The organism is Peribacillus sp. FSL E2-0218 (assembly GCF_037992945.1).
Classification (GTDB): domain Bacteria; phylum Bacillota; class Bacilli; order Bacillales; family DSM-1321; genus Peribacillus; species Peribacillus simplex_B.
In genome coordinates this window covers 3965934-3990746 of the sequence record NZ_CP150304.1, presented here as the reverse complement: position 1 = coordinate 3990746, position 24813 = coordinate 3965934, and the positions used below count along the sequence as shown (strand labels likewise).

Below are 24813 nucleotides of genomic sequence, written 5' to 3'. Positions count from 1 at the left end.
CTGCGGGAAAAACGTGACCAATTAATTTATAGGGGGAGGTGTAGAAAGCGCCGAGGAGGCTCCCGGACCTCCTCTTGATAAGCGAGTGCCTGGAGTTGGAGTGAAAATGCAACATTACAAATTTATACAATCTAAAAAAAGCAGGCCAAACTCTACCATCATCGAGTTGGCCTTTCGTGTTTTAACCTCTACGGATGAATCGTCACCAATGTCCCGATCGGAACGATTTTAGATAATTCCTCGACATCCTTGTTGTGCATGCGAATGCAGCCCTTGGATACGGCTCTCCCGATCGAGCTTGGATCATTCGTTCCATGAATCCCGTAATGTTCCTTGGATAAACTCATCCACATCGTACCGAATGGGCCGCCGGGGTTGGGGTCTTTATTGACGATGATGAACTGGCCTACAGGGGTTCCGAACAATATCCTGCCAACGGCGATCGGGTATTGTTTTTGCAGGACGCCATCCTTCAGCAGCCGCAGTGTACGGTTGTTTATCGAGACATCAATTTGATAGGGAAGGGAGTCAGGTGGTGGAAAGCCGGGTATGACGATTGCTTGACCAGGGTAGATGACGTTAGGGTTTATGGTCGGGTTAGCCAGGATGATCGCTGCCAGCGGCGTCCGGTAGTCTTTGGAAATTTGCCCGAGCGTTTCCCCTTGCTTGACTGTATGGATCATCTAATCACCTCCATGGGATATCTTCGTTACCTTACATTGTATGTAGAGGAGAAAAAGTGTTTCGTGAAGCTGCTGTTATCTGTTTTTAATAATACGTATTGGTTCAGTAAATAAGCAGAAAAGGAACCGACATCAATGTTTGATACAATGAATTTTTTATCGAGTTGGATTTGACAGTGAAAGAGGGGGAATATAGGTGGAGGAACATGTGAAAAAGGCGCTAGTGGAATGGAATGAAGAAATTAGCGATGTGCTGAATGGAATTGAAAAGGAATATGAGGACGTGAAACGGGAGCTTCAGGTTTATTCCTATAAATTCAATATCACCAAGCAGGTTGTCCCATCGACGATCAATGATGAAATTATCCGCAACATCCGTGAGATGTATCATAAACCGTTTGAACAGAAGCTGAACGAGTTGAAGGGATCGATCAAGGAGCTGGAGGAAAAGAGAAAGGTTTTCCACATGTTCGTTGATAAGATTGCGAAGGTTAGTGAAAGAGAGGAAGATAAACCGCAGGCATCCACCATCTAAGAGGGCGCCTATATCCCCGCTGCTTTGCTTTGTCCTTGTTTACATACGGCACCAACATGGGTATCATGCTATAAAAAAGGAAAGTAGGGTATATGATGTGGAATGCGGTCTTTTGGGGAGGGGTTTCAGGTTCTGCTGTCCTGCTTGGCGCACTTGCGGCCATTTTCATTCCGATCAAGAAAAACGTCATTGGCTACATCATGGCATTCGGAACGGGGGTACTGATCGGGGCGGCTGCTTATGAGCTGCTTGCCGATTCGGTGGATGATGGGGGCATCTGGGCAACGGCAATCGGCTTTATAGCCGGGGCCGTCGTGTTTACGGTCCTGGATTTCCTTGTTTCCAAAAAAGGTGCCGATCAACGGAAACGATCGAATAATAGCTCGTCGAAGGAAGCGGGCCTGGCGATTTTCATCGGGACGGTGATGGATGCCATCCCGGAGTCGATCATGATTGGCGCCAGCCTGTTAAGCGGCGGCTCGGTAAGCTGGCTGTTGGTGATTGCCATCTTCATCAGTAATATTCCCGAGGGGCTCTCTAGTACGACAGGCTTGCTCAATAGCAACTATTCCAAAAAGAAAATCATGCTGCTGTGGTTTTCCGTGCTGGTCATCTCGTCCCTATCCTCGATGGGCGGCTATCTGTTCCTTGACCATGCCCCGGATTATGCGATGGCAGCGATGGCAGCCTTTGCAGGCGGCGGCATCATCGCCATGATTGCGTCCACGATGATGCCGGAAGCCTATGAAGACGGAGGGCCGATCACCGGGATATTCACCGCTGCCGGCCTGCTCATCTCCTTGATTCTTGATTCGATGTGAAGCATGGAAGGGTCCCCTTGATATGTTGGGGGCTTTTTTTTGTGCCGGATCACCATGATAAATCTATCATCGTCGAGAAAAATTGCTGGTGTTAAAATATCATTTCAAAACATATATTCAACTAATGCGATGGATTAGATTTTAGACATTGGGGAGATGGAGAGATGAACTTCGAGATGCAAATAGCGAATATGCTGGCTGATCAAATCAAGGGTTTTATTGAATTCGTCCAAAAACACCATCAAGATAAGAACAATATCTTTTGTTTACATATAGATAAATTGTATCAATTGAAGCTGCTTGTCGAGGAGTTTAAGTTTCAAGTATGGGCCGATGAATTGAAAAGGATCAACCGGTTCACCTGGGATGAAAACTACACGCATTTATTGGTTGATAGATTCAGAAAAGGCTATATCATCATCGAAGAATACGTAGGAAATAACTATGATGATTTATTCATTTTCACCGCCAGACTGCACACATTGAACAGCCTCAGCTTGATATTGTGCGGCGAGGAATGAGGCTTACCACAAGGAAAGAGACGCTAGAATAGTGGTCTGCGCCTCTTTTGCATATAGAGCTTATTTGCTTGAAACCGTGGAGATATATTGTTTGACCACTTCATACACATAGCCTTGATTGGCGGTTGCTGTATTCGGGTTATATGTACCGCCATTCACTTTATTATTGGATAGCACCCGTATCCCTAGGAAGGGCACATCGTACGCTTTGGCGATTTGGGCAGCGGCGGCACCTTCCATCTCTTCTACGGATGTACCATATTTCGTATGGAACCATTTGATCCGATCGACTTCATTATTCCAAACGTCCGCTGAACCGATCGTGCCATCGACAACCTTCCCTTTTGTGTATGTTTCCTTAACGGCATGTGCGGCCGCAAGCAAATCCTTATCTCCCTCGTAGAAGCGTGGTTTTTCAGCATTAGGGTCTTCCCCTGCACTTCCTTCAGACGCCATTAGATCCATCGGCTTCCATATAGTTGGATCGATGCCCTGGTTTTCAGCTTTATCTGCGGTCTTTAATGAACCTAGGTTTACCGTTTTTTGGCCCAAAACAATATCAAAAACGTTTAAGCTTGGGTCATGTCCTCCGGATGTTCCTTGATTGATGATGGCGATGGGGTTATATTTTTCAATCGCCACGGCAGTAGCGGCAGCGGTATTTTCCATCCCTTTACCCGTTTTGGCGACGATGACAGGGTAATCATCTAAAGTTCCCTTATAAAAAACGAAATCCCCTGATTTTTCTTCTTTCACATCTTCCAATTTCTTCGCGAAATGTTCAGCCTCGATCGGCATCGGACCTTGCACCATGATCGGCCTTTGCGCCTTTTTTTCTTCCGTTTCATTTTTTGGTGTCGAACTGCAAGCTGCAACCATGGACACAAGCAGTAATGTAATGATTCCTACTATCGAATACTTTTTCAACAGGATGTTTCTCATCGTAATCTCTCCTTTATATTGGATGCACCCGCAGGTTTGGCCTGAAAGAAAAAAGCTCCAGAACGGCAGAATGATCCTGTCTCCTGGAGCTGCGAACGTCAAAGCATCGGATAATAAAGCAAAAACGAAGAACATGCTAAATCATGACCTGCTCGAATAAGAAGAGCGGGAGGATGCTTCAACTCGTAGTCCAGTTCTTTCAGATGGGAACCAGGTAGAAACGCTCAGACCATATTTCCAAGCCTATACGAGTAATGATAGGTACGATTATCACTTTGCTAATATAACAAAGGAATGATCGAATAGCAATGAAAAAAGTGAACGTTCATAAAATAGTGTTGCATAATGTTCGTGTTTTGTGTATGATTTTTTCGAAAACTCACAAATTCATTGAGTGGAAAAAGGATTTTTGTAATGGTGAGAAGAGTTAGAAAAATATAATGGGTGTACTCTTTTATGTTAATGGGAGGGATAGTGTGAGGAATAGAGGGTCAATGATCTTAATGGAAAAAGATAGCGTAGCCTTGATTAGAAGATATAGGGAAGGGACTGCTTATTATGTCTTCCCTGGGGGAGGCATCGAGAAAGATGAAACGCCTCAAACAGCGGCAAGAAGGGAAGCCTTTGAGGAATTGGGGCTGGTGGTGAAGGTTAAAGAATGCGTGTCAGTCATTCATTATAATGGGGTACAATTCTTTTTCTTAGGCGATATCGAGGAAGGTGTTCTCGGAAAGGGAAAGGGAGAAGAGTACACGGAGGAAAACGGAGTAAGAGGAACCTATCAGCCGTTGTGGGTGAAACTAGAAGACCTTTCAACGTTGGATGTGCGTCCAAAAGAAGTAGCCGAAAAAGTGCAAAGGTTATATAAAGATTGCTAACTCTACAATTAGAAAGGACCATTCTAGTCCTTCCTAATCTAGGTTTGCAAAAAGAGCTATATCAATTTCCTTCATGTTCGACTGTAATCACGACATTTCCCTTTTTATGTCCTTTTTCGACATAGCGATGGGCTTCGGGAATTTGCTCGAACGGGTAGCATTTGTCGATGACCGGTTTTAGTTTTCCTGTTTCGATGAGCCCTTTGAGGTAGAGTAAATCGTCGGTAAGGATTTTGGCTATTCCTTGGCCCTCGACTGACACGTAGCGGCCATTCGGAGTTAGGAGCTTCTTGCAGCTTGCCTTGGAGCTTTTTCCGACTGCATCAAAGATGACATCGTATCGCTCCGGGCTTTTCGTGAAATCCTCTTTGGTATAATCGATGAGTTTATCGGCTCCAAGCGATTTCACCCATTCAAAATTGGCGGCACTGCATACGCCGGTAACCTCTGTGCCTAAGATTTTGGCAAGCTGTACCGCCGAAGTCCCTACAGCTCCGGAAGCACCGTAGATGAGCACCTTTTGTCCAGCCTCGATTTGTCCTTTTCGAAAAAAATGCAGCGCTGTCGTTCCTCCGAATGAGAGGGCGGCCGCCTCCTGATAGGAAAGGTTGGCCGGTTTCATGGCCACGGCCCCATCCTCAGGCAAGCATGTGTATTCGGCATAAGCGCCAAAATTCATGCCTGTCATCGCAAAAATCGCGTCGCCGTTTTTGAATTTTTTCACCTTCGCTCCCGTTTCAACCACTTCCCCGGCCAGCTCCACGCCGAGGATGGCTTTGCGCGGCCTTGTAAGTCCCAGGAAGATCCGCATCGGGAGCCAAAGCAAGAAAGGGCTATGGAAACGGCGGACTCTTATGTCTCCTGAGGCAACTGTAGTCGCATGTATCTTTACGAGGATTTCATTGTCCTTCGGTGTGGGTTTTGCCACCTCCTGGAGCTCCAGTACATCGGGTGAACCATATTTGGTGCATACCATTGCCTTCATAAGCCAGTCTCCTTAGGAATCGAATCAATCTGTTCATCTTATGATGAAAGCCTCCATACATGCAAAAAAGCAGTGAATTTCGTAAATTTCACTGCTTTTCCTTTTCATTTGGATGATTGTCGCACTGCACGAAATGAATCCCTTCCTCCAGCAGCTTCAATAACTCTTTCAACGCGTAGGATTGGTAGGCGTCTTTTTTGGTGATGATCCCAAGTTTCCAATAAAGATTCGAGTGTTTTAGCGGCTTGATTGTCACATTTTCATTGTTTTGCTTACGATAGATCGATCTGGGCAGGAGGGTGATGCCCAGCTTGGATGAGACGAGCTCGATGATCAAATCCCATTGTGAGCTTTGGTATGAAATGTCCGGGGTGAAGCCATCCTTTTCACACGCCTGAATGATGTAGTCATGCAGGGTGAAGTCTTCTGAAAAGAGGATGAATTTCTCATCTTTCAGTTCAGCTAAAGAGACAGCGGGTTGCTGCGCAAGTCTGTGTTCTTCATGAAGGAATAAGACGAATTCGTCTTCAATGAAGGGGGAGATATGGAAGGTTGCATCACTGGCTGGCAATACGACGATGCCGAGATCAATTTCGCCATCTTCGACAAGCTTGCCGATCAGCTTGGCTCCAAGCTCCACCAACTGAAGGGAAACCTTCGGATAGCGTTCCTGAAAGCTGCGGGCAATTTCCGGGAAAAACAAGGTGCCGATCAGCGGAGGGATGTCAATTTTCACCTCGCCGGTCGTAATGTCCCTCAGGTCATCGAGGAGCACGTTCAATTCCGATAATGCCGCGAAGGCTTTTTGGCTTTGCTGATAGACGATTTGACCGGCATCGGTAAGGCGGAGGTGTCTCGTAGAACGGTCGAATAGCTCGACACGCAGTTCTTCCTCTAGTTTTTTGACAGCTTTACTCAAGGAAGGCTGGGTTAAATAAGATTGGGCCGCGGCATTTGTAAAGCTCTTGTGAAGGGCTACCTCCATGAAGGATTTTAAGTCTCGGAATTCCATATCTCTCTCGCTCCTATTTATTCGCATTTGGCATGGATTGTATTCTTTTTATTCATTTTACTTATAAATTAAGTGGATGTAAACTATATGAAGATAAAAAAAGCAAGTATATATTACCCTATATCAAAAAAACATTCTCTTTTCTAAAAGGATCCAAAACAAGCTTGCATTCTTTGTTAGTAGATATATTCCTTACTTATTGCTTGGCTTATTCATCTTTTTCGGAATACGGTCAAGGAATGGCTTTAAATTATCTTGGCATAATAAAAGAGAGTGTCCTGATAGATCATGTTTACAATTCTTTATGGGGTAGAGGCTGAAGTTTTCAGCCGAGAGAGATTTACACATCAAGGGGGAACTGGGATGGAAAGCAAAATGATTGATATCACCATGAAAAGAGGTGGTTCCGTGTGTTAAGTATCATTGTTGGCTTAGTATTGCTGATGGCTTTAGCCTATTTGGGATGGTCCATTATTTGGGTAGCACCATTGGTTGCTGGAGTAGTCGCATTAATGAGCGGATTGAATGTATTCGATACGTATACGGGCACATATATGACCGGATTGGTCGGTTTCGTTCAGAAATGGTTCCCGATCTTCTTACTCGGAGCGATATTCGGGAAGTTAATGGAAGAAACGGGCGCAGCGAAATCCGTCGCCAAGAAGGTAACACAAATCATCGGTAAAAAGAGGGCGATTCTGGGTGTATTGATCGCTTCCGCTTTATTGACATATGGCGGCGTTAGCTTATTTGTCGTCGTGTTTGCCGTTTATCCGATTGCGCTGGCTCTCTTTAAAGAAGCCAATGTTACGAGAAGGCTGCTTGTTCCGACTTTCGCGCTTGGGGCATTCACGTTCACGATGACAGCCATACCGGGTACACCGCAAATTCAAAACCTGATACCGATGGAATATTTCCACACGACCCCAACTTCGGGGATGATCATCGGGATCGTCACTTCATTGATCATGGCCGTTGGCGGGTATTTCTGGTTATCTTATAGGGAAAAATCACTTTCCGCCAAGGGAGAAGGCTTCATCGCAACAGACGACTCGGTCACGGCTTCAGCCGAGGACGAAAAAATCCCTAATTGGATCTTGTCTTTGGTTCCACTTCTGATCGTTGTCCTATTACTTAATGTTGTGAAATTAGAGCCGATTTATGCCTTATTATTAGGGGTCCTGAGCATAATGCTCATTAATATCAAGGATTATAAAAAGTTCATATTCTCTGTGAACGAGGGAGCAAAAGGGTCGGTTATGGCGATCCTGAATACGAGTGCTGCCGTTGGATTTGGCGCTGTCATTGCGGTCATACCTGCATTCGATAATATCACTTCCTGGCTGCTGAATATTTCCAGCAATCCGCTCGTTGCCGAATCACTTGCCGTCCAGATCATGGCCATCATTACAGGTTCTGCTTCAGGCGGTATGGGTATTGCGCTTAATGCACTTGGCGATACGTTCTACAGCTTGTCGCAATCGACGGGAATCAGCCCGGATGTATTCCACAGAATGGCCGCAGTTGCTTCAGGTGCATCCATTTTCCCGAACAACGGCGCGCTATTAACACTTCTAGCGGTAACAGGTTTAACACATAAAGAAACATATAAGGATGTTTTCATGGTAGCCTTCATCATCCCGACCATTGCGATGATCGTCGGGATTATCATGGGTGCCATCGGAATCGTCTAATCAATAAAAACGTAAACAAATAGGAGGAAATTTATCATGGTTGAAAACAAAGTCGTCATCATTACAGGTTCTGCTCGCGGTATTGGATTTGAAATCGGCAAACATTTCGCTCAAAGCGGAGCGAAAGTGGTTCTATCCGACATTAATGAAGAAATGGTAAAGGAAGCGGCAGCATCCCTTAAAGCGGAAGGCTTCGAATCGATCGGTATCAAAGCCGATGTAACGAAAGAAGAAGATATCGTAAACATGGTGAAGGAAGCTAAAGAAACATTCGGTTCCGTAGACATCGTCATCAACAATGCCGGGTTGCAGCACGTATCGCCAATCGAGGACTTCCCGACTGAAAAATACGAATTGATGATCAAAATCATGCTGACGGCACCGTTCATGCTAACGAAAGCCGTATTCCCGATCATGAAGGAACAAGGCTTCGGACGCATCATTAACGTTTCTTCCATTAACGGAGTCATCGGCTTCGCAGGTAAAGCGGCTTACAACAGTGCGAAACACGGGGTGATCGGTTTAACGAAAGTTGCTGCCCTTGAAGGTGCAGAGCACGGAATCACGGTCAATGCATTATGTCCTGGATATGTGGATACACCGCTTGTTCGCGGACAAATGGCAGACTTGGCGAAAACACGCAATGTCCCGCTTGAGGATGTATTGGCAGAAGTCCTTCTTCCATTAGTGCCTCAAAAACGTTTATTGGATGTTAGTGAAATTGCTGATTATGCATTGTTCTTGGCAAGCGATAAAGCGAAAAGTGTAACAGGACAAGCTGTCGTCATCGATGGCGGCTACACAGCTCAGTAATAGGAATAACGTATAACAACTGAAGGTGAACCCTTCCGTCCAATTTAAATGGACGGAGAGGTTCACTTTTGGCGTATATATGACTGATTTGGGGGAATTTTTCAAAGTTGGATTAAAGGGGGATTTACATGGACTTACTGATTATTTTACTATCGTTAGGATTGCTGATGTTTGCAGCCTATCGCGGTTATTCCGTTATTTTATTTGCACCCATCTTTGCACTTTTACCGGTTTTTTTCATCGATCCGAGTAACATCCTTCCGTTCTATTCGGGTGTATTCATGGAAAAGATGGTCATTTTCATCAAAAATTATTTTCCCGTCTTCCTATTAGGGGCCATATTCGGGAAAATCATTGAAATGTCGGGAATCGCCGAATCGATTGCGAAGACGATCGTGCGCCTGATCGGGACCAAACAAGCGATGCTGACGATTGTCCTCTTGGGTGCGATCTTAACCTATAGCGGCGTGAGCTTGTTTGTAGCGGTGTTCGCGATTTATCCTTTTGCCGTTCAATTGTTCAAGCAAGCCGACATTCCGAAAAGGCTGATGCCTGCAACCATCGCACTTGGTGCATTCACGTTCACGATGGATGCGTTACCCGGCACACCGCAAATCCAAAATGTCATTCCAACAGCCTTCTTTGGTACGGACATTTATGCCGCTCCATTACTTGGCAGCATAGGCGCCATTTTTGTCCTATCGGTCGGCTTGACGTATTTGGAAAGCAGAAAAAGGCGTGCCAAGAAAGCCGGAGAAGGCTATTATGGCACGGCGGAGGAAAAGGAGGCGGCCGCTGAATCGGAAAAAGGCGAGCCAGCTCCGGATTTACGAACCAATCAAACGGCATTACGGCAAATTTTAGCCTTCGTTCCCCTTGGATTAGTGGCCCTCATGAATAATTATCTATCGAAAGCGATACCGAAATGGTACCCGAATGGATTTGATTTTTCAGCAATCGGGCTTGAAACCTATTCCGTGGATGTAGCGGCCACCGCTGCCATCTGGGCGGTTGAAATCGCCTTGGTCGTCGGCATCATCACGGCCCTTGCTTATGATTGGAAACGAGTGACGAAAAACATGAAGGAAGGCCTCAATACCAGTATTGGTGGCTCCTTGCTTGCCGTCATGAACACAGGATCCGAGTACGGCTTCGGGGGAGTCATTGCCGCCCTCCCAGGATTCGCCAAAATCAGCGACAGCATATCCGGTGTATTCTCGAATCCGCTCGTCAATGGTGCAGTCTCCACCAGCGCACTCGCAGGCATAACGGGATCCGCCTCAGGAGGAATGGGAATTGCACTAAGCGCCATGGCCGACAAATACAATCAGGCCATCGCCGCGGCAAACATCTCACCCGAAGTGATGCACCGCGTCGTCGCCATGGCATCAGGCGGCATGGATACCCTCCCGCATAACGGAGCCGTCATCACCCTGCTTGCCGTCACCGGACTAACGCATCGACAATCATACGGCAGCATCTTCATGATCACTGTCATCAAATCACTCGCTGTCTTCGTCATCATCGCCCTCTACACCTGGTTTGGCATCGTGTAATGATGACACAGCATGAACTCGCGAGAAAAGTCCGAATTGGCGAGTAAAGCGCCGAAACTCGCGCGAACCCGAAAAAGGACCCAAGCGTAATGGGTCCTTTTTTTATAAAACTCGAAAAATAAAGCAAGGAATGCATCCGCCCATAATAGGGGAAGGTATATATAAGCTTTAAACCTAACAGGGGAGAGGGATGGAATAATGGATCGTACGCTTGGTTACTTACGTGAGATCTTGTCAAACTATACGGATCAAAATCCTGCAGCGCAGGGCATATATAATAAAATCAAGGGTGGACATCTTCAATCAGAAGAAGATCTCATCAATGTGCTTACCGGTAAAGAAGCCAGTTTCCTGAATCATATCCTGCCGCAGGAAATCAAGCATGCCAAAGAGTCCAGTGATACGGAGCGGGTCACTCAATTATCGGAAGTTTATGAACTGATTTTGATGTAATAAAACCTTGTCCATGATGTGCATGGACAAGGTTTATTTCGTTAATCCATTTCGCTCAGTTTATCCATGTGGCTTGCGATCATGGCGATGATGGTGCTTGCCTCTTCCTTGCTGAAAATAAAGTTGGTTTCATCCTTTAACAAGTCATCATCCGCTGTTCGAATCCGATTGATGCGCTTTAGCACGCCATCACCGGTTTCCTGGACGATTCCGAATTGATAGGTGACCTCCACTTCATTTTCCTTCATGTAAGCGGTCACTTCAGGCGTTTCCCAATCGACATCAATTTCGTAAATCTCCACATCATCATGTTCTTCTAATGCATCGGCATCAAGATCATTTTTATCTTCAGTCTCGTTTTCTTCCAAATAGATATGGAAGCTTTCGTGCACAGCATCCACGATATCTTCAATATCAGCCAAAACCACCTTGCTGACCTGGCCCAATTCCTGCTCGAAGAATTCGAGGTAAAATTCTTCATTATGCGGATCGAAAAACACCGAGGCGAAATAATCCCTCTCATGGTCATCGAGCTCTGTATAAAATTCGATGCGTGGATGCTTAGATCCCCGCTCCACGATCATGCTGCCATTTCGGTCGTACTCATCGCAAATCGAGGTAAGATGATCCTGCAATTCTCCGCTTATTCTGTCGAACCATTCTAATGACATGACTGATCCACTTCCTTTCTCGAATATTATTTCCCATTAAAAGGTGAACATATCGTTCCAGTTAAAACCAAATGCCAACTTTTTACTAAGACCATGCTACTTTCGGCTCGGAATAATGTATATAGAGTGCGAAAGGGGGTGAGAGACATGGCCAACCAAATTCCAGTATCCAGTACGCTCCGGGTCGATTTTGAAACAGGGCTGAATGAAAAAGGGAACATTACCTTCAAACGTAAATCCTTCACCAACATCAAGACCGAGGCGACGGCTGATCAGTTATTTTCAACAGCTGCGGCGATCGCAAGCGTGCAGACTTATCCATTGGGCGAAGTGACGAGGGTCGATACGTATTCATTGATGGGCTAATTGGTGCATGAAACCGACCGGAGGGAGGTGATGTCAAGTGGCTAAAGTGTTGGAAATGATATTCGAGACGGAGGAAGGAAAATCAGCGACGATTGCCGTAGAAAATCCGAAAAATCCGATTCATGTAAATACGGTTAAACTGGCAATGGAACAAGTCATTGCTGGGAATGCTTTCATTTCTGCCTCAGGTGGATTCGTTGGCGTGAAGGGAGCACGGCTTGTTGAGCGGAATGTCGAGGATTTGGAGCTTAACTAACTTAGGAAGTGTTTCCTTGACCGTACACCCTGGAAGGTGAGGTGAAGAAAAAAGTGGATCAAATCCTGCCGTTTGTCAGTGATATTGGGTTTCCGATCATTGTTACCCTTTATTTGCTTCATCGGATTGAAACGAAACTGGATACCTTGAACGAAACGCTTGTAGAGCTGCCAGATCGTCTGCGAGAGGGGATTCCAAAATCGGGATAAAGAAGGGGGAAAGCATCATGAGTGGTAGCATTCATGATGCTTTTTTCGACGAAAAAATGAATAGACATATAAAATCGCCGTTAAATGTAAACAAGACCGTGGGCATGCACTTCCTCATTTTTTTTAGGTTAATGAACGTGGCAGCACATCGCAAAGTGTGCCCCGAGTTTAAAATGGGTAAAGGAAAAAAAAGATACACCTATCAAAGGAAGAGGTGTTGATGATGTGGATGACTCATTTTTCATTTCCAGGCTTAAAACAACGTGGAGTTAAAATCACCACTCGGCAATCATTGCTGGCTCTCGGGATTGCAGGGATCGCTTATCTCGTTTCGCATAAGAGGCTGCATCGGGCCGTGATCAAGACGACGTCCTTGATGTGCAAAATTGAACGGAAGGAGACTGCCATAAAGCTTGTCTGGCCGGATGAAGGGCGATTTTACCGGGTATTTAGAGGTTTACAGCCGATTTATAGCGGGACGGAGCCTTATGTAGCGGAACAAGGTCTGGCAGCAGGAACGATCTATACGTATATGATCGAGAGCCTGGATGGGGAGAAGCAAGTCAAAAAAAGGATGAAAATACAAACATCGACGACCGCCGAGAATAAAAAGGAGGATAATATCCTTTTGGATCTGGTCTTCACGACGATTGTCGCCAAAGGTCAAATCAGCCTCGAATGGGAACCGATTAAAGGGATAGAGGAATACATGATTTTCCGGAACGGCGTAAAGGTCGGGAAGGTGCATGGATGTTCCTTCAGTGATCGGAGGATTAGCGAGAACCAAGGATACACGTACACGATCAAAGCGAGGCGTCCCCTCCCGCGTTCGGAGCAAGAAACATATGCCGTTAAATCGTTTTTGGCGAGTATGGTCGGCGTCTTTAAAAAAGGTTCTTCCCAAGCACAGGCAGCGATTGAGGAAATAACGAACACCAAAAAGGTAGGACCCGTGAAGCAGCTGTTGCAATCGGTTAAAGAAAGCAAGGCGGATGACCAAAAGCTGAGACATTGGCGGCTTCGTTATTCCACCTTTTTACCGGAGGAGTGGCTGAAGAACCCCAACCTTGCTTCCAAGGTTCCATATTTTAAAGGGGACAATCGGGGCTTCGATCCCGATTCATCCCGCTATAGGACCAGGGTCGATCTGACGATTCAAGAGAAGGAGAAGGATGCGGAAATCGAGTTTTCCAAAGCGGTCGGAAAAAGTGAGGCATACGACAAGGATTTTGTTTTTCTCGAGGAAGGTGTGGCATCTGACGAAGACATTGTAGTGAAACACGTGTTAGCCAATAAAGAGAAAACGACGATTCAACTGACACACTCTGTCGGGAACCCGATCATTCTTTCTCCTGCGGTGGATTATAAAGTGATCGGGACCTTTTACCGAAATGGCGAAATCAATATTGCCGGCTATCATGACCAGGCACCCCATCACGAAGTTTATCTAAAGGAAACAGATGAACAGGAGTGGGAGCCCCTGCATCAAGCGAAGAGTAAAGGCCTTGAAATGATGGCCCGCCCGACGGCCAATCATCTATGGAGATATTCCACCTTTATACAATGAAAAGGACGGAGAGCCGCTGATGGCTCTTCGTCCTTTTTCTTTTCTTATAAAAAGCGCTTCCGAACACTAGGCGATGGCAGCATACAGCTTTCTTCCTTCTTCCCGAACCATTTGTACCGGTTTTTGGCAATGAAGTCATAAACCATATTCCGGATGAAGCTTGGAACGACGATGAAACCGTAACACAGCTTCCATGCCCCTTGTAACCTGCGGGAAATCCTCAAGGCTGCAGACGATTTATAATGGGCTTGGTCCTTCTCGATCAGCACCATGCTATCAATGTCCGCAGGAACATCGTACTTTTTCAGCAGCTCCTGCCCTGCCTCGCTTTGAAGAGAAGCAAAATGAAAAAGCCCCTTCGGATCCCGCTTTATAATGAACTGCACGCTCGCATCACAAAAGTTGCAATCCCCATCAAACAATATCACCGGATTCATGAACATTCCTCCTAAAGAGAGACGTTTATTCCATTCCTGCCTATATCATACACTACCCGTTTTGGGAAAGCGAAAACGTATGGAACTGCATGGAGTTTTAAGATGGTGGAAATGAGGGTTTGTTCCGGAAAAGTCACTAAATGGGTTGGAGTGAGGAGCGCGTTTATATTTATTGGTCCCGATCATTTAACTCAGCTTGAAGTTGATGCATCTGCAAGGGCATGTTCGAAGCAGTCGGTCCCTTTCCTGATCACTGCAAATTATATGGGGACGCATTTATTCTGAGTGGTTTCCGTTATCAAATTATGAACAAATAGAACTGCCGGAAATCCTTTGGAACGAAAATAAAGATAGTACTTCACCAACATTTAGAAGTGAAATATGTATGCCTGTGGAAAAGGTGGATCCAGGCAAAGGAACTATGAAGGATCCAGGAATAAAGGGTAGGTAATATGTACAAAATCTAGCTATAATGATGGTTAGAAGGGGTTTATATTAGGAGGTTGAAAGCGTGGATATCCATACCAAAAAGACGGCGAGTACAAAGGAAATTGCTGTTGATGTGTGACAGAAGGGTTATTGGAGGAGGGAGATACTGTAACTTGGGAAGCCGTTCACGTTGGAATCAAACAAAGGCTGAAGGCCCAAGTGACATTAATGGAAAAACCAAATAAGTTTGTGGACATTATGGTGAAGGGAGCCTTCCATTCCTTCTAACACACACATCTGTTCATAGATGAGCAGGGCGGGACTATAATGATAGATAAATTTCAATTTAAATCACCGTTCGGTCCAATTGGAGTTTTAGCGGATAAGTTGTTTTTGGAGAAAAAGATTGCTGAGAATATGCACTAACCTTTTTAAACCAGAAGGCTGGAATTGCAATTGACTGGTGGAATAAAACTCTGCGAGTAATAGAATACCAGTTATTAAAGAACAATCAGGTGCGTTAGCTGAAGATCGAAGCTGTTATTTATCACCAGCACCTTTGTTGTCAGCAATTGGCTCGGCTCAGCGGTACAACCTTGTTTTAGGCCCGCGGATACAACCGGCCTTTGATTATCGTTACGATCAAATCGTTTGGCAGCGATTGGATCTTTTATTGTTTAATATAAGAATAACACAATCAGAACAAATGTTCCAGTGTTTAGTTGCGGATTTATTACATTTTTTTGAAAAATTACTCAATATGTTTTCGGGCTCTATGGCGGGACGTGCCATCAGGTTAAAACAATACGACTATTTTGTGTCAACTCTACCTTATCTATGAGTTGCTTTGGCGGCGTTTAATAGAGTAAATGAACTGCAGGATAAAAGAAGCTAATTTCTTTTATCCTTTTCATTTTGCCACACTGCAAACTGGTCAGGATAACAGAGGTCAGGTATTTGACGGATATACGTTAATGATTTCATCCAGTGCAAAAAAGAGTATGGCGCAAATAATCGCCGGTATAAACAAGCCTGGCATGATGAAGTATGTAATCAGTCCAAAGGCTATATGAATGAATCCAGATAACCAGATACGGATCGTGAAAAACCTGATTGAAATAACTTCAGCCATAAGCGAGGCGGGTAAGCCGTAAATGAAATTTCCCAATAAGCTATAAAAAAGCACAGCCATAAGAAGGGAAAGGTGATCACCAGATAAAATGGATGATGGTTCTTCGAAAATCGAGATTAGAAATAGGCCCAATGTAAAGGTCAATGAGGAGTACAGTGCCGCTTTCATTTTTCTGCATTTGTCTTTGAACATAAGCTTCCTGATTGAAGGGATTGAAAATGCCATCGTTAGGGCAGCAAGTGAAGCCTTGATGATTATCGGCGTTTCTGAAACAAGTACGATTAGCAACACAATCAGCATGGAGAAAACAAAAATATAAGAATTTCCTTTTATCATACATACCTCGAGCCTTTTTAGCTTCATTGTACAATAAGCCGAAGCTAGCAGGAATGGGTTACATGCTCATTTTTTCGGGCCATGGAGTGAGTCACGTCTTCTTTCACGATAAGATCTCCGTCATGAAGGAGGCCCGAAACTAAAAACGTCCAGTTTGCTCTTGAGAGGTAGTTGTGGGTGGTTCATACAAAGTTTCTGGTGATTATTGTGTCATTATCCTAATTAGAACATAAAGTGAATTAACCCATTTAATTTTTCAAGTTCTAAAACAAATAAGGAGATGTTTCTATTGTCTAATTGTGGTCATGAATCAAATTGCGGTTGCGATAACGGTGTTGGCGGTTTTGGTGGAGGTTTCGCTTTTATAGTCGTTTTGTTTATCCTCTTAATCATTGTCGGAGCGGCTTGCTTCGGCGGCGGTGGCGATAACGGTGGCGGTTATGGCGGCGTTCAAGGATATGGCGGTTACTGCTAAAACGTATTAAGAAAAGCCGACCTTTAAATGGTCGGCTTCTTTTATGGCTGATTCTTATCATGAAGTAAGCTTTTTAACGGAATCGATGATGTCATCCCAGTCTTCACGATGAATTTCATGCCCCGATCCCTCAAGTGTCACGAATGAAGCTTGAGGGATTGCTTTTGCAAGCGCAAGTCCATGTTCGTATGGCAAGGCTGGATCTTCTGTCCCGTGGATGATGAGGACAGGCGCCGTGATCTCCCCCATTCGATCGTAATATTCGTCCCCGCCGGCAAGCATGGCATGATTGAATCTGCTTGGCAGCTGTTTGGCGCGCTCTGCTTCTCTTTTAGCCAGTTTATACATTCTTTCCTGCTCATAAGGTTTCGAACCGGCCAGCGTTTTCCAGCCATCCGCAAGAAAGGCGATGACCGACTCCTTGTTTGCCCAATCCACGGAAGCGCTTTTCGCGTGATGATCCAATATGCTTTGGTCCATTGGCGGCAGTTCTTCCATGACAGTCCCGAACACACTTGATGCGATGAGCGTAAGCGTAGTGACGCGTTCCGGATATCTTAAGGCAAGGATTTGGCCGATCATACCGCCCATGGACATGCCGACGATATGAGCTTGCTCTATGGAATGAGCGTCCAGGACACCCGCGGCGTCGTCAGCCAAGTCCGTTATGGTATAGTTGGAAGTGCCGGGTTCATAAACGGTCGATCGTCCCAAATCCCGATGATCGTATCGAATGACAAACCTCCCCTGCTCGGCGAGGCGGATACAAAAGTTCTCATCCCACCAATCTAAAGAAGACATCGCTCCCATGATCAAAAGCACAGCAGGGTCTTTGGAGTTTCCGAAACTTTCTGTACATATATCGACTTTATTTATTTTCACGATTTGTTCACTCATGTTTTACCCTCCGTATTAAATATGATTTAATTGCGCAAATCCATACATTCTTTCCGGAGCATGATTGGCCAGCCCTTTTAATTAGCGCAGTCTAACCCACTTAATAATCATGACGAAGCCTCCTTTTAAGGGTCGTATCCCTATATTACTGTAACATGAGGGAATTCTTTGTTCCACCATTTTCTTCCACTTCTTTTCCAATCCAAACGACTGTCTAGTTATCCCATGAATACAAAAAAGCCCGAATGATGAGCACCTTTGTTGGTGTTGTTTAATCGGGCTTATTGCTGATATATTTTCTTTTTATTGAGCTGTATATCCGCCATCCAATACAACTGCCTGGCCTGTGATGCCCCGTGCTTTGTCGCTTGCGAGGAAGATGGCGTAGTCGGCAATTTCACTAACATCCAGAAGGCGTTTTTGAGGCACTAGCGGAAGAAGGACTTCTGCCAATACATCTTCTAGAGGAACATTGCGTGTTTTCGCCAAGTCTGCCATTTGTCCGCGGACGAGCGGAGTGTCTACATATCCAGGGCAAAGGGCATTGACGGTTATGCCCGATGCGGCGCTTTCCAAGGCGGCGACTTTCGTTAAGCCGATGACACCATGTTTGGCGCTATTGTATGCCGCTTTGTTGGCGAAGCCAATTAGACCGTTGATGGAAGAGATGTTGATGATCCTGCCGAAGCCTTGTTCTTTCATGATGGGCAAAACGTTCTTGATCGCGATGAAAGGAGCGGTCAGCATGATTTTGATCATCAGTTCGAACTTTTCGGTTGGAAATTCTTCAATCGGCGCCACATGCTGAAGGCCGGCGTTATTAATGAAAATATCGATTCGTCCATATTTGTCTTTAGCTTGATTGATCAGTTGGATGATATCGTCTTCAACGGTTACATCTGCTTTTAAGCCGATAACGTCCAAGCCTTTGTTTCTTAGATCTGAAGCAGCTTTTTCAACTGTGTTTTGATCAAGATCGGATAAAACGACCTTCGCGCCATTTTCGGCAAAGATCTTTCCAATTTCAAACCCGATTCCTCTAGCCGATCCGGTAATGATCGCCACTTTGTTGTTAACCATCTTACATTCCTCCAAAAAAAATGTAATGGTCCAATCTGTCCATTTTAAAAAAAGGGAGATTCCTCAAGATAATGTTGGAAATGAATAGGGAAGTTATAAAAATATGGGTTAGGTTAATGAGTAAGAGTCTATCATGATTTTTGGCATAACAAAAGAATTTTGTTTTTTCGTTATCGGTGGCACGAATATTGCATGAATGAAAGGTGAGGACATAAAACGGAAAGGGGAATTAGGATGATTAACAAAATAGCGATTATCGGTTCAGGTGTCATGGGGAGTGGGATCGCGCAGTCATTTGCCGTTAGCGGGTATTCCGTCACGATTAACGATATCCAGGGAGAATTCTTAGCGCATGCCAAAAACCGGATTTCTGAGAATCTATCCCTGCTGATTGCGGAAGGGGTGTTGACCGATCAGGAAAAGCAAGACGCTTTGGCGAATATTACCTATAGCATTGATTTGGGAGCGGCCTTAAGGGAAGCCGATTTTATCATTGAAGCGATCCCGGAAGTCATCGAGCTGAAGTTGAGTCTCTATCAGCAAATGGAGAACATCATCAAACCGGATGCGATTGTTGCTTCCAATACATCGACTTTTCCGATTTCCCAATTGATGGAGAAGGCTTCGTTTGCAAACAGGATGGTGATCACGCATTTCTTCAATCCCGGCCATCTGGTTCCATTGGTTGAAATTGTTCAGCATGACGAAACAAAACCGGATATCGTCGAGACAACCCTTGCTTTGATGCGTAAAATCGGCAAGTCTCCGATTCTCTTGAAAAAAGAAATACCGGGCTTCATTGCCAATCGCCTCCAGACTGCCTTGATGCGGGAAGCCTTTCATCTATTAAAAGAGGGTGTTGCCGATGCTGAGGATATCGATACGGCGATAACGGCCGGACCAGGCTTTCGCTGGGCATTTACCGGGCCGATCGAGATTGCCGATTTTGGCGGACTGGATACATGGCAGCGTGTTTTTGATAATGTTTCACCCAAGCTTGATCAGAGTAAGGAAGCTCCTGTGTTGATTCGTGATTTGGTGGAGGAAGGGAAGCTTGGGGTAAAGTCGGGAGAAGGGATCTTTACGTATGAAGGATCTGCCGCTTCCGAGAAAATCGATGAGCGGGACCGACATTTCATTAAACTGGCAAAATTAAAAAGGGAGAAGGAGGAAGTATGATGAGAGAAGTAGTGATTGTAGGGGCAGCTAGGACACCTGTTGGTACATTTGGAGGAAGTCTTGCCCATGTTTCAGCGGTTGAATTGGGAGTTGTGGCAGCAAAGGAAGCGATCAAACGGGCAAAAATCCCGGCTGATTTGATTGATGAGGTGTTGGTCGGGAATATCCTGTCTGCTGGATTAGGGCAAAATGTGGCACGTCAGGTTGCGATTCATGCAGGCATTCCGGAAACGACGCCGGCTATGGCCGTTAATAAACTTTGCGGGTCCGGACTCCGTACCGTCATAATGGGAGCACAATTCATTGCCCTTGGTGATGCGGATGTGATTCTTGCTGGAGGGATCGAAAGCATGAGCAATGCCCCGTATTTACTTCCCACCTATCGTTTTGGCCAGAAAATGGGGAATGCCGAAGCCGTGGATTCCATGACGTATGATGCCTTAACGGATGTCTTCAACCAATATCATATGGGCGTGACTGCGGAGAATATTGCCGAGCAATGGGAAATCAGCCGGGAAAAGCAAGATGAATTCGCTTTGAATAGCCAAATGAAGGCTGAAAAGGCCCAGCTTGAAGGACGGTTTGCAGATGAAATCGCCCCTGTTGAATATAAACGCCGCGGAAAGACGATCTTGGTGGACCAGGATGAACATCCGCGTCATGGGCTGACGATCGATCAGCTAACGAAGCTGCGTCCTGCTTTTAAGGAAAACGGAACGGTGACGGCCGGCAATGCATCGGGAATCAATGATGGGGGAGCGATGCTGGTCCTGATGTCCAAGGAAAAAGCAGACGAACGGGGACTGGAAGCGCTGGCAACGATCAAATCCTATGCCAATGCCGCCCTCGATCCGAAAATCATGGGCTACGGGCCAGTTCCTGCGACAAAAAAAGCTCTAGCGAAAGCGGGAATGACAATCGATGAAATCGATTTGCTGGAAGTGAATGAAGCCTTTGCGGCGCAGTCACTCGCCGTGCTTCATGACCTTGAATTGAATCCGGGGAAAGTGAATGTGAATGGCGGGGCGATTGCATTGGGTCATCCGGTAGGTGCATCTGGTGTCCGCATCTTAGTGACTTTACTGTATGAAATGAAGCGCAGGGACGCAAAAACCGGCCTTGCCACCCTATGTATTGGCGGCGGACAAGGAACGGCGCTGATTGTGGAGCGGTAATCCCTTGACTTCAATTTCCTATGATATAATGAGGGAAAATTCAGACGGGTTAAGGAGAATAAGGATGGCAAGCGATAGTGAAACTGTTCATTTGGAATTAGTGAAGGCGATAGTGGAAGAATTGCCTGTAGGTGTTTTGGTAACGAAAAACGAAAATGAAATCTTTTTATGCAATCGCATATTATCAGAGATATTCCCTGAGGATCAATTTGATCGGCAAATAAATGTGCTGATGGAAAAAAAGCTTAGACCAGCTGTCAATACGCCCATCCGTTTGAACGATCACAATGGGATTGTCAGAAAAACCATCATTCAAATCGGTGCTGAGCAGTATCAGATTTATCTACTATTGTTTACGAATAATAAAAGTGATTTTCTTAATGTCGATAATCATGAAGAAATTCTGTTCAAGGATATCATTGAATTTGCCTATGACGGGTTGGTGATGGTCGATACGGAGGGGTATGTCCAAATGCTGAGCCACGCTTATGCGGATTTTCTGGGGGTCGATCAGGAAAGCTCCATAGGGAAACATGTAACGGAGGTCATTGAAAATACGCGGATGCATGTGGTCTCCAAAACAGGCAAGCAAGAGGTCGCCGAATTACAGAAAATAAAAGATAACTATATCATCGCGACACGCTCCCCCATACGGAAACAAGGTAAATTAATAGGAGCGGTCGGGAAGATTCTTTTTAAGAATGTCGGGCAATTCACCGCTCTTTCCAAGCGGATAAACTCACTTGAAGTAGAGCTGAAAAAGTACAAAGGTGATTTTCGCGAGAGGAATAAAGCCTCCTATACGTTTGATCATTTGATGGGCAGAAGTCCCGCATTCATGGAAGTGAAAGGTCAAGCCAAAATTGCCGCGAAAAGCGATTCGAATGTGTTGATCTTGGGCGAAAGCGGAACGGGTAAGGAGCTGTTTGCCCATTCCATCCATAATGATAGCAGACGGGCGATGGGCGTGTTCGTCAAGGTGAACTGTGCCGCCATCCCGGCAGAGCTGCTGGAGTCGGAGCTTTTTGGCTATGAAGAGGGTTCCTTCACTGGTGCAAAAAAAGGCGGAAAAGCAGGGAAGTTCGAAGCAGCTGAAGGGGGAACGATTTTTCTCGATGAAATCGGTGAGCTGCCGCTGCATATGCAGGTGAAGCTGCTTCGTGTGCTCCAAGAAAAAGAAATCGAGAGGGTCGGATCGACGGGAAGCATTCCGATTGATGTCCGGGTAATCGCTGCAACGAACCGCAATTTGGATGAAATGGTCTCAAAAGGGGAATTCCGGCTTGATATGTATTATCGGCTAAAGGTCATGCAATTTCAGGTCCCTTCCCTGAAGGAGCGGCCGGAGGACATTGAAATACTGGTCAATCATTTTGTCGAAAAGTACCAGAGCCTCATGAAAAAGCGTGTAATCGGGATGAGCGACCAAGCATTACGGCTGCTGCGACATTATGGGTGGCCGGGCAATATTCGTGAGCTGGAGAATATCATTGAACGGGCAATGAATATCGTGGAAGAAGGGGAAAGGATATGTTCCAAGCACCTCCCGAAAGAAATCACGGGTCAGAAGGAAGCGGTCACGATCCGCACCTTAGCCGAGGTGATGGATGAGACCGAGCGGGCTGCCATCCTTTCCTGCCTGGAAATGACTTCTGGCAATAAGTCGGAAACGGCAAAGAGACTAGGGGTCAGCCGAACGACGCTTTATGAAAAAATGAATAAATATGGTTTATGATGATAGGAAAATAGCTGTTTGCCCATCTATTTAAATGTTAAAATATTGGTAATTGGGTGGGCATCCGCTCAGAAGCAATCCCGGAAGCGTAACGTTTGCGCCTATTTTATCCTTTCAAAAATCGTGGTGTGTCAGGGAATCCGTACATAAAACAAGATAGTTTTGAGATGTTGTATGAAAAGGCTTACACTTTTTAACCTTTTCTGCTTATCTGTAAGGAAAACCTGACAGTTACCAGGGATTTTAGCTTGTCCCATTTATAAAAACGTAACGAATAGACCTTGAAATCAAGTTGGCACGACAATTGCATTATTAAATTAGTGAATGGCCAATCTGTCATGATAAATGCTGTTTGCACGTAAAATGAAAAGAAAATTCATCATTCACCAAGAAAGTTGAAAGCGTTATCAACGCTTGGAAAGTTTGGGGAGATCATTCAGCTTGACTTGGGGAAGGCAGGCTTGGATGGAACAAAGGAAAAAATATGGGATTTAGGGAGATTGATATTTTTTACTAAGAGATTTCCGTCTCATTTTGGGGCAAAGGGAGAAAAAAGAAAAGGGGGAAATGAGTTGGTGATTCAAATTTTAGCCATTGTCGTGGCGCTGGGACTTTTAATCTTTTTAGCCTACCGGGGCTATCCGGTCATTATCATAGCGCCGCTTGTTACATTGTTGGCGGTCATATTATCCGGCGGTCACTTGCTGCCGAGTTATACAGAGACATACATGACGTTCGCCGCTAACTATATAAAAGCGTTTTTTCCGATATTTTTATTAGGGGCCGTATTCGGAAAGGTCATGGAGATGAGCGGTGCAGCAGCATCCATTGCCAAGACCATCGTAAAATCACTAGGCTCGAAGCAGGCCATCCTGGCCGTCGTGCTTGCCTGTTCGGCGCTGACATATGGCGGGGTTTCACTGTTTGTCGTGGCATTCGCCGTTTATCCATTTGCAGCAGCCATTTTTAAAGAAGCCGACATTCCAAAGAGATTGTTGCCGGGAACGATAGCCTTAGGCGCTTTCACTTATACGATGGATGCTCTTCCTGGAACACCTCAGATCCAAAATATCATTCCAACGAATTATTTCGGAACGGATACCTATGCAGCTCCCATCATGGGGATCATTGGCGCAATCCTTGTATTCACAGGAGGAATGCTTTGGCTGGAACGCCGTCGTAAACAAGCGGTGGCAAATGGGGAAGGGTACGGGGAAGGGCATATCAATGAACCCGAAAGTGCAGAACAGCAAAACCTGCCTAACTTCTGGCTCTCCCTCGTACCGCTCATCCTTGTCGTCGCTTTCAACTTCGCTTTCAGCCGCAGCGCCATTTCGGTTAAGCATTGGTATGACGGATCGATGCTGAAGGAAACATTCAACATTGCCGATGTAAGCACAGTCACTTCATCGTGGTCGCTGATCGTTGCCCTCACAATCGGTATCATAGCCGCCATGCTTTTGAATGTCGGACGCATAAAGGTCAAATTGGCAAGTGGTTTGACGGCTGCTGCGATGGGATCTTTGCTTGCCATATTCAATACCGCATCTGAAGTCGGTTTTGGGAATGTCGTAAAAACGCTTCCTGGATTCTCGGTCATTCAAAACTGGGTGTTCAATGCAAGCGGCAATCCACTCGTTTCCGAAGCTGTTGCCGTCAATGTACTGGCAGGGATCACCGGATCGGCATCCGGCGGACTTTCGATTGCGCTGGAAGTGATGGGAAGTCACTATATGCAGGTGGCCCAAAATGTCGGGATCACCCCGGAAATGCTTCATCGAATTGCATCCATGGCATCCGGCGGGATGGATACGCTGCCGCATAATGGCGCCGTCATCACCTTACTTGCCATTACGGGGCTGACACATCGCCAATCGTACAAGGATATCTTTGCGATTACGGTCTTGAAAACAGTGACCGTGTTCATCATTGCTTTTGGAACATCATTGTTTATTTAAAAGAATAGATTAGGAATG

26 protein-coding genes, 2 pseudogenes and 1 riboswitch are annotated in these 24813 nt (G+C 45.5%); of the genes and pseudogenes, 19 read left to right on the top strand and 9 right to left on the bottom strand.

The annotated features are described in order from the left end of the window. Positions 1 to 188 precede the first annotated feature (188 nt). On the bottom strand, positions 189 to 683 hold the full coding sequence (locus MHI53_RS19220; RefSeq protein WP_340371982.1) for a L,D-transpeptidase family protein: 495 nt from the start codon (positions 681 to 683) through the stop codon (positions 189 to 191). Positions 684 to 879: 196 nt separating this feature from the next. On the opposite strand from MHI53_RS19220, the gene MHI53_RS19215 reads away from it, so the two are divergent. The 3 genes from MHI53_RS19215 to MHI53_RS19205 all read left to right on the top strand — a co-directional run bounded on the left by MHI53_RS19215 (position 880) and on the right by MHI53_RS19205 (position 2560). After that, a complete protein-coding gene (locus tag MHI53_RS19215) occupies positions 880 to 1218 on the top strand; it encodes a hypothetical protein (protein WP_340371981.1) in 339 nt (112 codons plus the stop codon). Between the two features lie 95 nt (positions 1219 to 1313). Continuing rightward, on the top strand, positions 1314 to 2039 hold the full coding sequence (locus MHI53_RS19210) for a ZIP family metal transporter (protein ID WP_061141039.1): 726 nt from the start codon (positions 1314 to 1316) through the stop codon (positions 2037 to 2039). 164 nt (positions 2040 to 2203) lie between these two features. After that, positions 2204 to 2560 carry a hypothetical protein gene (locus tag MHI53_RS19205; protein WP_061140720.1) on the top strand — a complete coding sequence of 119 codons (357 nt, stop codon included), beginning with the start codon at positions 2204 to 2206 and terminating at the stop codon, positions 2558 to 2560. A gap of 60 nt (positions 2561 to 2620) precedes the next feature. On the opposite strand, the gene MHI53_RS19200 is transcribed toward MHI53_RS19205, so the two are convergent. Next, complete coding sequence (locus MHI53_RS19200) at positions 2621 to 3502, bottom strand: 5'-methylthioadenosine/S-adenosylhomocysteine nucleosidase (RefSeq protein ID WP_340371980.1); 882 nt, start codon at positions 3500 to 3502, stop codon at positions 2621 to 2623. A 166-nt stretch (positions 3503 to 3668) separates the two neighbouring features. Continuing rightward, a riboswitch (purine riboswitch) is annotated at positions 3669 to 3773 on the bottom strand. A 205-nt stretch (positions 3774 to 3978) separates the two neighbouring features. Between MHI53_RS19200 and MHI53_RS19195 the strand changes: the two genes are divergently transcribed. After that, positions 3979 to 4380 carry an NUDIX domain-containing protein gene (locus MHI53_RS19195; protein WP_340371979.1) on the top strand — a complete coding sequence of 134 codons (402 nt, stop codon included), beginning with the start codon at positions 3979 to 3981 and terminating at the stop codon, positions 4378 to 4380. A 61-nt stretch (positions 4381 to 4441) separates the two neighbouring features. On the opposite strand, the gene MHI53_RS19190 is transcribed toward MHI53_RS19195, so the two are convergent. Further along, the gene (locus MHI53_RS19190) at positions 4442 to 5365 is read right to left on the bottom strand and encodes an NAD(P)-dependent alcohol dehydrogenase (protein ID WP_340371978.1); all 924 of its coding nucleotides are present in this window, start codon (positions 5363 to 5365) and stop codon (positions 4442 to 4444) included. A gap of 88 nt (positions 5366 to 5453) precedes the next feature. Beyond that, the gene (locus tag MHI53_RS19185) at positions 5454 to 6377 is read right to left on the bottom strand and encodes a LysR family transcriptional regulator (RefSeq protein WP_340371977.1); all 924 of its coding nucleotides are present in this window, start codon (positions 6375 to 6377) and stop codon (positions 5454 to 5456) included. 410 nt (positions 6378 to 6787) lie between these two features. On the opposite strand from MHI53_RS19185, the gene MHI53_RS19180 reads away from it, so the two are divergent. The 4 genes from MHI53_RS19180 (at position 6788) to MHI53_RS19165 (ending at position 10893) form a co-directional block, all read left to right on the top strand. After that, positions 6788 to 8071: a GntP family permease gene (locus MHI53_RS19180; RefSeq protein ID WP_061140714.1), complete on the top strand. Its 1284-nt coding sequence runs from the start codon at positions 6788 to 6790 to the stop codon at positions 8069 to 8071. 36 nt (positions 8072 to 8107) lie between these two features. Further along, complete coding sequence (locus tag MHI53_RS19175) at positions 8108 to 8884, top strand: 3-hydroxybutyrate dehydrogenase (protein WP_061140713.1); 777 nt, start codon at positions 8108 to 8110, stop codon at positions 8882 to 8884. Between the two features lie 128 nt (positions 8885 to 9012). Further along, positions 9013 to 10440, top strand: a complete 1428-nt coding sequence (locus MHI53_RS19170) for a GntP family permease (protein WP_340371976.1) — start codon at positions 9013 to 9015, stop codon at positions 10438 to 10440. Positions 10441 to 10638: 198 nt separating this feature from the next. Then, positions 10639 to 10893, top strand: coding sequence for a sigma-G-dependent sporulation-specific acid-soluble spore protein CsgA (locus MHI53_RS19165; protein WP_061140711.1), 255 nt, complete (start codon positions 10639 to 10641; stop codon positions 10891 to 10893). 41 nt (positions 10894 to 10934) lie between these two features. On the opposite strand, the gene MHI53_RS19160 is transcribed toward MHI53_RS19165, so the two are convergent. Continuing rightward, positions 10935 to 11564 carry a hypothetical protein gene (locus MHI53_RS19160; RefSeq protein ID WP_340371975.1) on the bottom strand — a complete coding sequence of 210 codons (630 nt, stop codon included), beginning with the start codon at positions 11562 to 11564 and terminating at the stop codon, positions 10935 to 10937. A 147-nt stretch (positions 11565 to 11711) separates the two neighbouring features. Between MHI53_RS19160 and MHI53_RS19155 the strand changes: the two genes are divergently transcribed. The 4 genes from MHI53_RS19155 to MHI53_RS19140 all read left to right on the top strand — a co-directional run bounded on the left by MHI53_RS19155 (position 11712) and on the right by MHI53_RS19140 (position 13962). Continuing rightward, a complete protein-coding gene (locus MHI53_RS19155; RefSeq protein ID WP_061140709.1) occupies positions 11712 to 11930 on the top strand; it encodes a DUF1659 domain-containing protein in 219 nt (72 codons plus the stop codon). Positions 11931 to 11967: 37 nt separating this feature from the next. Continuing rightward, positions 11968 to 12186: a DUF2922 domain-containing protein gene (locus tag MHI53_RS19150; protein ID WP_061140708.1), complete on the top strand. Its 219-nt coding sequence runs from the start codon at positions 11968 to 11970 to the stop codon at positions 12184 to 12186. A 41-nt stretch (positions 12187 to 12227) separates the two neighbouring features. Beyond that, positions 12228 to 12395, top strand: coding sequence for a YvrJ family protein (locus MHI53_RS19145; protein WP_260320094.1), 168 nt, complete (start codon positions 12228 to 12230; stop codon positions 12393 to 12395). Between the two features lie 223 nt (positions 12396 to 12618). After that, on the top strand, positions 12619 to 13962 hold the full coding sequence (locus tag MHI53_RS19140; RefSeq protein WP_340371974.1) for a DUF3238 domain-containing protein: 1344 nt from the start codon (positions 12619 to 12621) through the stop codon (positions 13960 to 13962). Positions 13963 to 14006: 44 nt separating this feature from the next. Here MHI53_RS19140 and MHI53_RS19135 read toward each other — a convergent pair whose 3' ends face one another. Continuing rightward, positions 14007 to 14399, bottom strand: coding sequence for a thiol-disulfide oxidoreductase DCC family protein (locus MHI53_RS19135; protein WP_061140705.1), 393 nt, complete (start codon positions 14397 to 14399; stop codon positions 14007 to 14009). A gap of 177 nt (positions 14400 to 14576) precedes the next feature. Between MHI53_RS19135 and MHI53_RS19130 the strand changes: the two are divergent. Beyond that, a pseudogene (locus MHI53_RS19130) lies at positions 14577 to 14850 on the top strand (GyrI-like domain-containing protein); the annotation flags it as partial. A 57-nt stretch (positions 14851 to 14907) separates the two neighbouring features. Continuing rightward, positions 14908 to 15254, top strand: a pseudogene (locus MHI53_RS19125) (SRPBCC family protein); the annotation flags it as partial. 523 nt (positions 15255 to 15777) lie between these two features. On the opposite strand, the gene MHI53_RS19120 reads toward MHI53_RS19125, so the two are convergent. Continuing rightward, the gene (locus MHI53_RS19120; RefSeq protein WP_340371973.1) at positions 15778 to 16296 is read right to left on the bottom strand and encodes a hypothetical protein; all 519 of its coding nucleotides are present in this window, start codon (positions 16294 to 16296) and stop codon (positions 15778 to 15780) included. 289 nt (positions 16297 to 16585) lie between these two features. Between MHI53_RS19120 and MHI53_RS19115 the strand changes: the two genes are divergently transcribed. Further along, the gene (locus MHI53_RS19115; RefSeq protein ID WP_311316461.1) at positions 16586 to 16771 is read left to right on the top strand and encodes a YjcZ family sporulation protein; all 186 of its coding nucleotides are present in this window, start codon (positions 16586 to 16588) and stop codon (positions 16769 to 16771) included. 57 nt (positions 16772 to 16828) lie between these two features. On the opposite strand, the gene MHI53_RS19110 is transcribed toward MHI53_RS19115, so the two are convergent. Beyond that, entirely contained in the window at positions 16829 to 17668 is an 840-nt protein-coding gene (locus tag MHI53_RS19110) for an alpha/beta hydrolase (protein ID WP_340371972.1), read from the bottom strand. 303 nt (positions 17669 to 17971) lie between these two features. Then, positions 17972 to 18748, bottom strand: a complete 777-nt coding sequence (locus tag MHI53_RS19105; RefSeq protein WP_100531825.1) for a 3-hydroxybutyrate dehydrogenase — start codon at positions 18746 to 18748, stop codon at positions 17972 to 17974. Positions 18749 to 18982: 234 nt separating this feature from the next. Here MHI53_RS19105 and MHI53_RS19100 point away from each other — a divergent pair, with 234 nt between their 5' ends. From MHI53_RS19100 to MHI53_RS19085, 4 genes are all read left to right on the top strand, one after another. Next, positions 18983 to 19927: a 3-hydroxyacyl-CoA dehydrogenase family protein gene (locus MHI53_RS19100; protein ID WP_061140699.1), complete on the top strand. Its 945-nt coding sequence runs from the start codon at positions 18983 to 18985 to the stop codon at positions 19925 to 19927. Continuing rightward, positions 19927 to 21102 carry an acetyl-CoA C-acetyltransferase gene (locus tag MHI53_RS19095; protein ID WP_340371971.1) on the top strand — a complete coding sequence of 392 codons (1176 nt, stop codon included), beginning with the start codon at positions 19927 to 19929 and terminating at the stop codon, positions 21100 to 21102. The genes MHI53_RS19100 and MHI53_RS19095 overlap by 1 nt, the downstream gene beginning before the upstream one ends. Positions 21103 to 21166: 64 nt before the next feature. After that, complete coding sequence (locus MHI53_RS19090; protein WP_340371970.1) at positions 21167 to 22837, top strand: sigma 54-interacting transcriptional regulator; 1671 nt, start codon at positions 21167 to 21169, stop codon at positions 22835 to 22837. 572 nt (positions 22838 to 23409) lie between these two features. Further along, the gene (locus MHI53_RS19085; RefSeq protein ID WP_061141037.1) at positions 23410 to 24795 is read left to right on the top strand and encodes a GntP family permease; all 1386 of its coding nucleotides are present in this window, start codon (positions 23410 to 23412) and stop codon (positions 24793 to 24795) included. The last annotated feature ends 18 nt before the right edge of the window (positions 24796 to 24813 follow it).